The organism is Pseudomonas asgharzadehiana (assembly GCF_019139815.1).
GTDB lineage: Bacteria > Pseudomonadota > Gammaproteobacteria > Pseudomonadales > Pseudomonadaceae > Aquipseudomonas > Aquipseudomonas asgharzadehiana.
In genome coordinates this window covers 4,735,953-4,748,247 of the sequence record NZ_CP077079.1, presented here as the reverse complement: position 1 = coordinate 4,748,247, position 12,295 = coordinate 4,735,953, and the positions used below count along the sequence as shown (strand labels likewise).

Sequence of the window (12,295 nt, the reverse complement as noted above, 5' to 3'; positions counted from 1 at the left end):
TGCCCCTCCCACATTCATGATCGCGTTTACTCAAATCGCAGTATCACCCTGCGGTTGTGCTTGCTCTTTTTCTCGATTTTTTCGCAGAACACCCGGCCGATTTCCTCGGTGTTGAGCACGTGGGTGCCGCCGCAGGGCTGGATATCGATGCCGGCGATTTCAATCACCCGTACCGAGCCCTGGATCACCGGCGGCGCCACCGCCTGGGTGCGGGTGATCTGCAGCAGGGTGGCGTATTCCGTGGCGGCCATCGACAGGGTTTTAACCGGGTGGGCCTGTTCTATCAGCGTATTGAGGTCGCGAGTGATGCTGTCTTTGTCGAGGGTCATTTCCGGTAAATCGAAATCCAGGCGGCCCTTGTCGGCGCTGATGCTGCAACCGGTCACGGGGGCGTCAATGATCGAGCACAACAGATGCAGGCAGGTGTGCATTTTCATGTGTTGGTAGCGCCGCTCCCAATCCAGGCCGGCGTCTACCTGCACGCCGGCGGCCAGTTGCTGCGGGCAGTGTTCCACCTGGTGCCAGATGATCGAACGCAATACCGGATCGCGCACCGTGCCTGTCACGGCTACCTGGGTGCCATCGGGCAGGCTCAAATGCCCGGTGTCGCCCGGCTGGCCGCCACCGGTGGGGTAAAACAGCGTGTGCTCCAGGGCAACGCCGTGTTCGCTGACGGCAATCACCCGTGCGCTGAAGGCGTTCTGGTAGGGCGCGCTGTCGAACAGCGCCAGGGTTTCCATGGTGTGCACGGACATGTTCAACCTCCGACGATCAGTGGGCTGGCTTGCAACAGGTGACGCACCATTGCGCTCAAGCCAGGGGGAGAGAGCAGGGTGATTTCAAATTCGGGGCCGCAGACTTTCAGGTTCAGCGGCAGGCGCGGCAGGTGGTCGCCAGTTGCCACGCGGTGCAGGCGAAATTGCAGGTGGTGGCGTTCCTTGACCGTGGGTTCGAGCATCAGCCCCGGCAAAGGGTGGAAATCGGCGTCGAGCACCGTGACCTTGTGGCTGGCATTGATCTCGCCGACCACGTGCAGGCGCTCATCCAGGGCGAAGGCTCCGAGGTAGTTGCTGTGGTCCGATTCATCGTTTTTTTGCAGTTGGATCTGGTTGACCACCTTGACCTTGGTTCCGGCGGGCACGTCCTGGGTGATCACGCACGAAGGGCTGATAAACACGTTATCGCCGATCAGTACATAGCCCAGCACGCGAGCCCCGGAGCCGACTTCGACATTGTTGCCCAGGCGCGGGTGGCGCTTGCCGTCGGGGTTGTTGGCGATACCGCGAGCTCCCAGGGTCACGCCGCAGAGGATGTAGCAGTCGTTGCCGATCTCACAGGTTTCACCGATCACCGTGCCGTAGCCGTGGTCCAGCACAAAGCGCCTGCCGATGCGCGCTGCGGGGTGAATCTCGGCCCCCGACAACACCTTGCCCTGATTGCTCAGCTTGAGGGCGATGCGTGAGAACACGCCGTTGGTCTGGTCGGGGAAGTTCCACACCAAGTGTGCAAGCCGGTAATACAGAACGGCTTTGAACGAAGCATAGGACTCCAGGATCAGTTCACCGCGCCCACGGGACGCCGGGTCGCGGTAGGCATAGGCGATCAGGTCTTCGGCCACCGCCTGCGCAGCGTTTTGCACCAGCGGCGCCAGATGCGGTTCGAGCTGTTTCATCTGCATGGGCGTGAGGGTTCTGATGAGGTGGGTGAGCAACTCATCGTGCAGTTGTTGCATGTCGATAAAGCCGCCCATGGAGGCACCCCCGCAGTCTGGATGGTTGGAAACCCGGTTATTCGAAGTTGGGCAGGTAGCTGTCGGCATTGTCGTAGACCATGGTCAACACCACCGTTTCGGGCGGTAGTTCGGGGGCGAGCCTGGCGATGGCCACCATGTTGGCGGCGGAGGACAGTCCCAGGCTGATGGCGTCGGTGCGCATGATGCGTTTCATCATGTCGAGGCAGTCCTGGCGCGAGACCTTGAGCATGCCGTCGATGACATCGAGGTTGAGGATGCTCGGGATCAGGCCAATCGACAGGCCTTGGATATGATGCGGCGCGTGCTGGTTTTTCAGCAGGTCACATTCCTCAGGTTCCACGCCCATTACGCGAAGCCCGGGCCAGGCGGCTTTGAGGGTTTCGCCGATGCCGGTGATATGGCCGCCGGTGCCGATGCCGCTGATGAAGTAATCCACGTGACGGTCACCAAAGGCGCGCAGGATTTCCGGTGCGGTGGTGTCGCGGTGGGTCTGCGGGTTGGCGCCGTTGCGTTGCTGGTTGAGCATCACGTAGCTGGGGTTTTCCAGCTGCAGTTCCATGCACTTTTCACCGTGGGAGTTGTTACCGAGACGGCTGTCCGACAGCACCACCTTGGCCCCGTACAGGCGCAGTAGCTTCTGTTTTTCGGGGCTGTAGTTGTCGGGAATCACCAGCACCACCTTGTAGCCCAGCACATTGCCGGCCATTACCAGACCAATGCCGGTATTGCCGCCGCTGGGCTCGATAATGGTTTGCCCGGCATCACGGATCAGCACGCCGCGGCGTTCGGCGTCGAGGATCATGCCCAGGGCGATGCGCGCCTTGTGGCTGCCGCCGGGGTTCAGGGATTCCAGTTTGGCGTAGACCTCGATACCGAGGTCTTCGGAAAACTGCGCCAGGCGCACGATCGGCGTATGGCCGATGGCGTCGAGAATTGAGTTATGCAGCATCGTTCAGCCCCTGCTCAGTACAACGGCATGTCGGGTTCGACGTCGCGAACCCAGTGTTTCATGCCGCCTTGCAGGACTTTGGTGTTGGCGAAGCCGGCGGCAATCAGTGTGCTGGCGGCTTGCTCGGCGCGGGTGCCGGCGTAGCAGATCAGATAATGGGTGTTATCGCGGCTGAGGCGGTCGAGTTGCCCGTCCAGCTCGGCCAGGGGGATATGCACCACGCCCGGCAACTTGCACACCTCCAGTTCGCTGGCGTCACGCACATCCAGCAGTACGTCGGCGCTGCGAGGGTGTTCGAGCAGTTGCTTGAGTACCCGTGGTTTGATGTAGCGCTCTTGGGCCAGTGACGGCGCGCTGGGTACGGCGTCGGCGCACACGGCCGGCGCCACCGATTCGCTGTGGCGCAGCTGCGAACAGCACGGGCAGTCGGCGCGGCGCTTGAAGCGGATCTCGCTGAACTTCATCGCCAGCGCATCGAAGCGCATCAGGCGCCCGGACAGAGGCTCGCCAATGCCGATCAGCAATTTGATCGCCTCGGTGGCCTGGATCATCCCGACCACGCCAGGCAGCACGCCGATCACCCCGCCCGCGCTGCAATTGGGGGCCAGTTCCGCCGGCGGTGCCTGGGGGAACAGGCAGCGATAGCACGGCCCGCCTTTATAGTTGAGCACGCTGATCTGGCCGTCGAAGCGATAGATGGCGCCATACACCAACGGCTTGCCCAATTGCACACAGGCGTCGTTGACCAAGTAGCGCGTGTCGAAATTATCGGTGCCGTCGATCACCAGGTCATAGGCCCCCACCAGCTCCAGGGCGTTGTCGGCATTCAGGGCGGTGTTGTGGGCGTTGATCTGGATATGGCGGTTGAGGTCCTGCAGGCGCTGCTTGGCGGACTCGACTTTGGGCATGCCCAGCGTGCCGTTGCCGTGGACGATCTGGCGTTGCAGGTTGCTGCTTTCCACCACGTCGAAATCCACCAGGCCCAGGGTGCCGATACCGGCTGCCGCCAGGTACAGGCTGATGGGCGAGCCCAGGCCGCCGGTGCCGATGATCAGTACCTTGGCTTTCTTGAGGTTCAGTTGGCCTTCGCGGCCGACGCCCGGCAGGGTGATGTGGCGCACATAACGCTGTACCTCTTCGTTGCTCAGGGTGTCGACGTCGATGCCGCCGGACGTCGCGAGCAACACTTCGATCCGGGCTTTTTCCGGCAAGGGTTCATCGGCTTCAATCAACGCTTCCTCCGCGGTAAACAGGAAGTGTTCCTTGAGCTGGTTGTTCTTGTCGTGAAACAGATGCTGGCGCAACTGCGGGTGGTTGGTGCAGAGGTTTTCAATGACTTCGCGCAATGTCGATCCGGGGCCCACGAGGGTCGATTCCGGCAGCTTGGCCACGCGAACCAGAATGTCGGGGAAAGAGACAGCGTTCATGGACAACTCCGTGTGCAGGTCGTTGAAAGGTTTAAGTGCGAAATGTTTGCCATCCCAGGCAAACAATTTGGAACCCAGGGCCTGGCCCCGGCGAACGTCGACCACCAGGTAGCTGACGGGGTAGATCGGTTCGCCCATGAACAGGGCCTTGTCCTGGTCTTCATCGCTGAAATAGGCGCCCACGTCCGGGTGGGAGTGATAGATCACTACCACCGGGTTGTCGCTGCGAAACGCCTTGTTCATCAGCAGGGTGTCGGCGACCGAAAAGGTGTAGCCGTTGGCCGCGCTGCGTGGGTACATCTCGGGGTTCTTGCGGTGCAGCTCATTCTGGATATTGCTGCCCAGGTACACGCTGCCGTCGGCGAAGACGAAGCCACAGCATTCCTCGGGATAGCTGCGGCTGGCGTGGGCGTAGATCTGTTCCAGGGCGGTGGGGCGGAGGACTTCCATGTTTCTCTCGCGTAGTTGTGGGAGGGTCAATTTTTCTTGGCCAGGAGTTTTTCAACGGGCAACTTGGTGATTGCGAAGCCGGCCAGCAGGATGGCCGAGTACAGCATCAGGTCGCGGGAAATCGACACGCCTTCGTACCAGGCGCCGATGATCACCGCGAACACCGGGAAGATGATGAATACGAACGACAGGATGATCGGGCTCAAGCGCTTGAGCAGCATGAAGTACACGATGAACCCGCCCACCGAGGCCACCAGCCCAAGGTAGAACAGCGCGCTCCAGGAGCGCAGGGTGATGTTTTCGAAGGTGGGCGTTTCAAACCACAGGCCGGCCACGAACAGCATCAGCCCGGCAATGCCGATGGGCAGGGTGTTGTAGGTGATCACGCTGATCGCGCTGCCTTTTTGCTTGGTGATGACATAGCACAAGGCATGCATGATCGCGGCAGTGAGAATCGCCAGTACCCCTAGGAACTCGGCGTGGTCCAAATGCAGGCCCTGGCTCTTGATGATCATGTACAGGCTGCCGAAGCCGATACCGATACCGACCACCTGGGAAAAGTAGATGCGCTCGCGCAGGAACAACGCGGAGAAGATCAGGATGAAGACGGGCATGCAACTGAACAGCAGGGCAGTGAGGCCGGACGAGACATGCATCTCGCCATAGTTGAGCAGGTAGTAGGGCACGCTGAAGTAGGACAGGGTCACGAATACGAAGAACCATCGGCTTTCCCTGGGAAACATGATCGGCTCGCGGCGCACCATGGCAAAACACAGGAACAGCGGAAACGCGATAAGAAAGCGCAGGCCGGCGGAGGTGAGGGGTGGCACGCTCTCCACGGCGATTTTGATCCCCAGCCAGGTAGTACCCCAACTCAGGCAAACGATAAGAAACATCACACTGGTCACCAGCCCGGCCAACCACTGTTTTTGGGTTTTGGTTTTGGCGGTGTTTTCGATAACGGCGGACATTGGCATCGTTTATTGCTTCCCTGAGCCGGAATTGAACTCTATATTGAGCTTGTAATGAGTTGTAAAAATCGGCGATTGAACCCGTAAAAGCACACTATTAGGGCGAAAGATGGCTGTCAAAACAAATATTGACATGGTGTCAATTATGCGTGAGGGCTTGTCCAACGGGCAGGGCGTGAAGTACAAGCGCCTGTCTGATGTCATGGAGCGGGGCATCCTCGAAGGCTTGATTGAACCCGGACGAAAACTGCCGCCCCATCGGGTGCTTTCCGACAATTTGGGGGTGACCATCGGCACCATCAGCCGGGCCTACGGCGAACTGGAGCGCCTTGGGTTGGTGGTGGCGCGAGTCGGTGACGGTACTTTCGTACGCAAGCGTGGGATGGAACGCCAGCGCGATGAAGGCTTTCGCAACGTCAGCGAGGAGCCGCGCCAGTATTTTGATATGAGTCGCAACATGCACATCCCTGGGCAGGAAACGACCTTCCTGGCCCAGAGCTTCCAGACCCTGTCGACTAATGCCAAATTCCTCCAGGACATCAGCGCCTACACCCCCGATGCCGGGCTGCCGCGTTATCGCGATGCCGGCGCGCAGTGGCTGGTGCAGCGTGATTTTCATCCGATTCCCGAGCAGGTTATCTGCGTCAATGGCGGCCAGCATGGTCTGCTCTGCTCGATGATGGCGCTGTTGCGTGCCGGCGACACGGTGGTCACCGAACAGTTGACGTACCCAGGGCTGATCACTGCCGCGCGCATGCTCGGCATACGCCTGATCGGCCTGGAAATGGACGAAGAAGGCGTGTTGCCGAGCGCGCTGGATGAAGTGTGTCGTAACCATCGGATTTCGGCGTTGTACTGCACGCCGACGATCCAGAACCCCACCACCGCGGTGCTTTCGGTGGCGCGCCGCGAAGCGTTGGTCAAGGTATGCCGCGAACACAATCTGCTGATTCTTGAGGACGAAGCCCACGGCGTGCTGGTGGAAGACCGGCCGCCCCCCCTGAGCCATTTCGCGCCCGAACGGACGATTTTGATCAGCAGCCTGAGCAAGGCGGTGTCCGCGGGCTTGCGGGTGGGTTACGTGCATGCGCCGCCGGCGCTGGTCAGCCGGATTTCGGCCGCGCTACGTTCAACCTGCTGGATGGCCACGCCGGTGACCCTGGAGTTGGCCACGCAGTGGATCGAGAATGGTACGGCCGAATACCTGCTGCGCCAGCAGATCACTGAGATCAGTCGGCGCAAAGCCCTGGTGCGTGACCTGTTGGCCGGCCTGGCGTACCGCACCCACCTCAACAGCCCGCACTTTTGGATTGAGGTACCGGAGCCGTGGCGTGCATCGGAAATCGAGGCGGAGCTCAAGCAGCACAATTACCTGATCGCCACCGCCGAGGCCTTCGCCGTGGGGCAGACGGCGGTGCCGCAGTTTATACGGGCGAGTATCTGCAATACGTCAGGGAATGATCAGTTGTTGCGGGCAGGGTTTGATGCGTTGGCGACGGCGTTGGGGCAGGGTGGGGGCAGGTTTCATCTGTAGATCCGAATGTACACCGACCCACCTGTGGGAGGGGCGGCTGCCCCTCCCATAGGTTATTTGAAGCGCCGCTCCACGCCTTTCTCCACCAGAATCTTCGCCGAAATCTCTTCCACCGAAAAATGTGTGGAATTGATGTGCGCAATATTCTCGCGCCGGAACAAATTTTCTACTTCGCGCACTTCGAACTCGCACTGGGCGTAGCTGGAGTAGCGGCTGTTGGGCTTGCGCTCGTTGCGGATGGCCGTGAGGCGGTCCGGGTCGATGGTCAGGCCGAACAGCTTGTGCGAGTGCGCGCGCAGGGCGGCCGGGAGCGTCAAGTGCTCCATGTCGTCCTCGGTGAGCGGGTAGTTGGCCGCGCGAATACCGAATTGCATGGCCATGTACAGGCAGGTGGGCGTTTTGCCGCAGCGCGACACGCCGACCAGGATCAGGTCGGCCTTGTCGTAGTAGTGGGTACGTGCACCGTCGTCGTTGTCGAGCGCGAAGTTAACCGCCTCGATACGCTCCATATAATTGGAGTTATGCCCAATGGAATGGGACTTTCCGACAGAGTATGAGGAATGTTCACTCAGCTCCTGCTCCAGTGGCGCCAGGAACGTCGAGAAAATGTCGATCATGAAACCATTCGACGTTGCGAGAATCTCACGAATGTCCTGGTTGACGATGGTGTCGAAAATGATCGGCCGAAAGCCGTCTTTTTCAGCCGCCAGATTGATTTGTTGTACCATGGCCCGCGCTTTATCCACGCTGTCGATGTAGGGGCGCGTGAATTTGGCGAAGGTAATGTTTTCGAACTGCGCGAGCAGGCTTTGACCCAGTGTCTCGGCTGTGATGCCGGTGCCGTCGGAAATAAAGAAAGCAGATCGTTTCATTTGAGCCCTGGGCCTTAAGCTGATGGCGAATCTTGGATATGATAGGCGCGATTTTGCCGTCCCGCAGTGGGCCGCATTCTCACTTATTTTCCAGGTCCAGGCCACAAGCGCTGGCGAACGCTCCTACTGAGCAGCCGGCGTCCTGAGCTTTTCCAACACAGAAAGTGGAGAGATCACCTTGGTAGAGTACGTAGTTTCCCTCGATAAGCTCGGCGTCCATGATGTAGAGCACGTAGGGGGCAAGAACGCATCCCTCGGCGAGATGATCAGTAATCTTGCAGGCGCAGGTGTGTCGGTGCCCGGTGGTTTCGCCACCACGGCCCAGGCTTACCGCGATTTCCTCGAACTGAGCGGCCTGAACGCTCAGATCCACGCCGCGCTGGATGCCCTGGACGTCGATGACGTCAACGCTCTGGCCAAGACCGGCGCCCAGATCCGCCAATGGATCATGGAAGCCGAGTTCCCTGAAAAGCTCAACGAAGAAATCCGCACCGCCTTCGCCACATTGTCTGCGGGCAACCCGGACATGGCCGTTGCAGTGCGCTCCTCGGCCACCGCCGAAGACTTGCCGGACGCTTCTTTCGCCGGCCAGCAAGAGACCTTCCTGAACATCCGCGGCGTGGAAAACGTGATCCGCGCAGCCAAGGAAGTATTTGCCTCGCTGTTCAATGACCGCGCTATTTCCTACCGCGTACACCAGGGCTTCGACCACAAGCTGGTGGCCCTGTCTGCCGGCGTGCAGCGCATGGTGCGTTCGGAAACCGGCACCGCCGGCGTGATGTTCACCCTCGATACCGAATCCGGTTTCCGTGACGTGGTGTTTATCACCGGCGCCTACGGCCTGGGCGAAACCGTCGTACAAGGCGCGGTGAACCCGGACGAATTCTACGTACACAAGCAAACCCTCGAGGCCGGCCGTCCGGCCATCCTGCGCCGTAACCTGGGCAGCAAGGCCATCAAGATGATCTACGGCGACGAGGCCAAGGCCGGTCGCTCGGTGAAAACCGTTGAAGTCGACAAGGCCGAGCGCGCGCGTTTCTGCCTGACCGACGCTGAAGTCAGCGAATTGGCCAAGCAAGCGATGATCATCGAGAAGCACTACAAGTGCCCGATGGACATCGAGTGGGCCAAGGACGGCGACGACGGCAAGCTCTACATCGTGCAGGCTCGCCCGGAAACCGTGAAAAGCCGTACCTCGGCCAATGTCATGGAACGCTACCTGCTCAAAGAGACCGGCACCGTGCTGGTTGAAGGCCGCGCCATCGGCCAGCGTATCGGCGCCGGCAAGGTGCGGATCATCAAGGACGTGTCCGAAATGGACAAGGTCCAGCCAGGCGACGTACTGGTCTCGGACATGACCGACCCGGACTGGGAACCGGTCATGAAGCGCGCCAGCGCCATCGTCACCAACCGTGGCGGGCGTACCTGCCACGCGGCGATTATTGCCCGTGAGCTGGGGATTCCAGCCGTGGTCGGGTGTGGCAATGCAACCCAACTGCTCAAGGATGGCCAGGGCGTAACCGTTTCCTGCGCCGAAGGCGATACCGGTTTCATCTTCGAAGGTGAGCTGGGCTTCGACATCAAGCAGAACTCCATTGATGCCATGCCGGACCTGCCGTTCAAGATCATGATGAACGTCGGTAACCCGGACCGCGCCTTCGACTTCGCGCAACTGCCGAACGCCGGCGTGGGCCTGGCCCGCCTGGAATTCATCATCAACCGCATGATCGGCGTGCACCCCAAGGCACTGCTCAATTACGACGGCCTGCCGCCAGAGATCAAAGACAGCGTCGACAAGCGCATCGCCGGCTACAACGACCCGGTGGGCTTCTACGTCGAGAAGCTGGTGGAAGGCATCAGCACCCTGGCAGCGGCGTTCTACCCGAAAAAGGTCATCGTGCGCCTGTCGGACTTCAAGTCCAACGAGTACGCCAACCTGATCGGCGGCAAACTCTACGAGCCGGAAGAAGAAAACCCGATGCTGGGCTTCCGTGGCGCCTCGCGTTACATCAGCGAAGCGTTCCGTGACTGCTTCGAGCTTGAGTGTCGCGCACTGAAGCGCGTGCGTAATGAGATGGGCCTGACCAACGTCGAGATCATGGTGCCGTTCGTGCGCACCCTGGGCGAAGCGAGCCAGGTGGTGGACCTGCTGGCTGAAAATGGCCTGTCCCGTGGCGAAAACGGCCTGCGCGTCATCATGATGTGCGAACTGCCGTCCAACGCCATCCTGGCCGAAGAGTTCCTGGAGTTCTTCGACGGCTTCTCCATCGGCTCCAACGACCTGACCCAATTGACCCTGGGCCTGGACCGCGACTCGGGGATCATCGCCCACTTGTTCGACGAGCGTAACCCCGCGGTCAAGAAGCTGCTGGCCAACGCCATTCAGGCCTGTAACAAGGCCGGCAAGTACATCGGTATTTGCGGCCAAGGCCCGTCCGATCACCCTGACCTGGCCAAGTGGCTGATGGAACAGGGCATCGAAAGCGTCTCGCTGAACCCCGATTCGGTGCTGGAAACCTGGTTCTTCCTGGCCGAGGGCCAGGCGTCCGCCTAAGGTCGCTACGTCAAAAGTGCCGGTCACTCGTTGAGGGTGACCGGCATTCTTATCTGTACAGGGCGGGAATCCTTGCGGACGCCGCCCTTTTTTGTGCAAGAGCATTATGCAAAGCAGCAGCAATTTGTTTCCTGTCGCCTTGATCAGCGCTGAACGTCGTGGCGACTTGAGTGAAGACGTGTACCGCCTCAAACCCGGTAACAGCCCCGACGGCACCGTCGAGCTGGCGGTTACCCGGTTGGGCCTGGCCGATGTCGCGCAAACCCGCGGCACCCCGGTTATTTTGTTGCATGGCAGTTTTTCCAATCGGCGCTTCTGGTACTCGCCTAAGGGCATCGGCCTGGGCGCCTACCTGGCGCGGCAGGGGTTTGATGTGTGGATCCCGGAAATGCGCGGTCATGGCCTGTCCAAACGCAACCACGACTACGTCAAAAATCGTATCGCCGATTACGCGCGTTACGATTTACCGGCCATCGGTGCGTTTGTGCGTGAGCAAAGCGCGCAGATTCCGCACTGGATCGGCCACTCCCTTGGCGGTATTACCCTGGCGGCCGCCCTTGGTGGGCAGTTTCTGGGGGCGCCGGCGGTGGCGTCGGTGGCGTTGTTCGGCTGTCAGGTGAGCCGTACCCACTGGCCGTTGAAAATTCCACCGGTGGAGTGGGGCGGCCGTTTCATTCTCAAGCGTCTTGCCCAACTGTCCGGCCCGCGATTCAAACGGGGCCCCGAGGATGAACCGGCCGGGGTGATGATCGAGGCCATGCGCTGGAACGGCCTGTTCGGGCGGTTCGGCGACCGCGAGCGTGACTGGTGGAAGGGCCTGGCGGACGTCGATGTGCCGCTGCTGGCAGTCAGTGCCGTGGGCGACCAACAGGACCCGGACTGGGCTTGTCGCAAGCTGTTCGAGCAGGTCGGCGCCGAGCATCGCCAGTACCTGTGCCTGGGGCGCCAGCAGGGTTTTAGCGGAGATTTCGGCCACGTGGAGATGCTGGTCAGTAAAGCCGCCCAGGTCGAAGTGTGGCCGTTGGTCGAGCGCTGGTTGAAAGACCCGCTCACACCTTTATTCGCGGCGCCGGCCGAGGCTTTGGCGCCGGTCTGATGCAGGGCTCTGCCATGGGCGTTTCGCTCCTGCAAGGTTGCGGCTAAGATATGACGCGTTAAACGCTTCTGGTCATATTCAGTCGCTTCGCCGCTATTGCGTTGCGGTGAAGCGGGTGGGATGTTGCGCGCCGGCCTCGCTGGCGCCTCTTTCGAAAGACACTTCTTTGGCAGAAAGGAATTTTTCAATGAACCATTACGTGACCCCAGACCTGTGCGACGCCTACCCGGAACTGGTGCAGGTGGTCGAGCCGATGTTCAGCAATTTCGGCGGCCGTGATTCCTTTGGTGGTGAAATTGTCACCATCAAGTGCTTCGAAGATAACTCGCTGGTCAAGGAACAAGCTGACCAGCCGGGTGCCGGCAAGGTATTGGTAGTCGACGGTGGTGGTTCTCTGCGCCGCGCGTTGCTGGGCGACATGATCGCCGAAAAAGCCGCGAAAAATGGCTGGGAAGGCCTGGTGATCTACGGTTGCATCCGTGATGTCGATGTCATTGCCCAGACCGATCTGGGTGTGCAGGCCCTGGCCAGCCATCCAATGAAGACCGACAAGCGCGGTATTGGCGACCTGAACGTGGTGGTCACCTTTGCGGGTGTGACGTTCCGCCCGGGCGAGTACATCTACGCCGACAATAACGGTGTGATCGTCTCGCCAAGCCCGCTGAAAATGCCTGAATAAACAGCGATAG

The 12,295-nt window shown here is 60.4% G+C and carries 10 protein-coding genes; 4 read left to right on the top strand and 6 right to left on the bottom strand.

The genetic code is table 11. From position 1 onward, the window contains the following. Positions 1 to 26: 26 nt before the first annotated feature. The 5 genes from KSS96_RS21415 to KSS96_RS21395 are packed head-to-tail and all read right to left on the bottom strand — an operon-like array spanning position 27 to position 5,499. Complete coding sequence (locus KSS96_RS21415) at positions 27 to 755, bottom strand: alanyl-tRNA editing protein (RefSeq protein ID WP_017527448.1); 729 nt, start codon at positions 753 to 755, stop codon at positions 27 to 29. 2 nt (positions 756 to 757) lie between these two features. Then, a complete protein-coding gene (locus tag KSS96_RS21410; RefSeq protein WP_017527449.1) occupies positions 758 to 1,750 on the bottom strand; it encodes a serine O-acetyltransferase in 993 nt (330 codons plus the stop codon). Positions 1,751 to 1,787: 37 nt separating this feature from the next. Further along, positions 1,788 to 2,702: a PLP-dependent cysteine synthase family protein gene (locus KSS96_RS21405; RefSeq protein WP_065878211.1), complete on the bottom strand. Its 915-nt coding sequence runs from the start codon at positions 2,700 to 2,702 to the stop codon at positions 1,788 to 1,790. A gap of 14 nt (positions 2,703 to 2,716) precedes the next feature. After that, complete coding sequence (gene moeB, locus KSS96_RS21400; RefSeq protein ID WP_017527451.1) at positions 2,717 to 4,579, bottom strand: molybdopterin-synthase adenylyltransferase MoeB; 1,863 nt, start codon at positions 4,577 to 4,579, stop codon at positions 2,717 to 2,719. Positions 4,580 to 4,605: 26 nt separating this feature from the next. After that, a complete protein-coding gene (locus KSS96_RS21395) occupies positions 4,606 to 5,499 on the bottom strand; it encodes a DMT family transporter (protein WP_217856500.1) in 894 nt (297 codons plus the stop codon). A gap of 160 nt (positions 5,500 to 5,659) precedes the next feature. On the opposite strand from KSS96_RS21395, the gene KSS96_RS21390 reads away from it, so the two are divergent. After that, positions 5,660 to 7,084 (top strand): aminotransferase-like domain-containing protein, encoded by a 1,425-nt coding sequence (locus KSS96_RS21390; protein ID WP_017527453.1) that lies wholly within the window; start codon positions 5,660 to 5,662, stop codon positions 7,082 to 7,084. Between the two features lie 53 nt (positions 7,085 to 7,137). On the opposite strand, the gene ppsR is transcribed toward KSS96_RS21390, so the two are convergent. Further along, a complete protein-coding gene (gene ppsR, locus KSS96_RS21385; protein ID WP_003193298.1) occupies positions 7,138 to 7,956 on the bottom strand; it encodes a posphoenolpyruvate synthetase regulatory kinase/phosphorylase PpsR in 819 nt (272 codons plus the stop codon). 178 nt (positions 7,957 to 8,134) lie between these two features. Between ppsR and ppsA the strand changes: the two genes are divergently transcribed. The 3 genes from ppsA (at position 8,135) to rraA (ending at position 12,285) form a co-directional block, all read left to right on the top strand. Beyond that, complete coding sequence (gene ppsA / locus KSS96_RS21380; RefSeq protein WP_017527454.1) at positions 8,135 to 10,510, top strand: phosphoenolpyruvate synthase; 2,376 nt, start codon at positions 8,135 to 8,137, stop codon at positions 10,508 to 10,510. A gap of 106 nt (positions 10,511 to 10,616) precedes the next feature. Beyond that, positions 10,617 to 11,606 carry an alpha/beta fold hydrolase gene (locus KSS96_RS21375; RefSeq protein ID WP_065878210.1) on the top strand — a complete coding sequence of 330 codons (990 nt, stop codon included), beginning with the start codon at positions 10,617 to 10,619 and terminating at the stop codon, positions 11,604 to 11,606. 187 nt (positions 11,607 to 11,793) lie between these two features. After that, positions 11,794 to 12,285 (top strand): ribonuclease E activity regulator RraA, encoded by a 492-nt coding sequence (gene rraA, locus KSS96_RS21370; protein ID WP_017527456.1) that lies wholly within the window; start codon positions 11,794 to 11,796, stop codon positions 12,283 to 12,285. The last annotated feature ends 10 nt before the right edge of the window (positions 12,286 to 12,295 follow it).

What these genes read in the sequence shown, in the direction of transcription:
- KSS96_RS21415 (WP_017527448.1), bottom strand. Translation starts at nt 755, where the DNA reads ATGTCCGTGCACACCATGGAAACCCTGGCGCTGTTCGACAGCGCGCCC.
- KSS96_RS21410 (WP_017527449.1), bottom strand. Translation starts at nt 1,750, where the DNA reads ATGGGCGGCTTTATCGACATGCAACAACTGCACGATGAGTTGCTCACC.
- KSS96_RS21405 (WP_065878211.1), bottom strand. Translation starts at nt 2,702, where the DNA reads ATGCTGCATAACTCAATTCTCGACGCCATCGGCCATACGCCGATCGTG.
- moeB (WP_017527451.1), bottom strand. Translation starts at nt 4,579, where the DNA reads ATGGAAGTCCTCCGCCCCACCGCCCTGGAACAGATCTACGCCCACGCC.
- KSS96_RS21390 (WP_017527453.1), top strand. Translation starts at nt 5,660, where the DNA reads ATGGCTGTCAAAACAAATATTGACATGGTGTCAATTATGCGTGAGGGC.
- ppsR (WP_003193298.1), bottom strand. Translation starts at nt 7,956, where the DNA reads ATGAAACGATCTGCTTTCTTTATTTCCGACGGCACCGGCATCACAGCC.
- KSS96_RS21375 (WP_065878210.1), top strand. Translation starts at nt 10,617, where the DNA reads ATGCAAAGCAGCAGCAATTTGTTTCCTGTCGCCTTGATCAGCGCTGAA.
- rraA (WP_017527456.1), top strand. Translation starts at nt 11,794, where the DNA reads ATGAACCATTACGTGACCCCAGACCTGTGCGACGCCTACCCGGAACTG.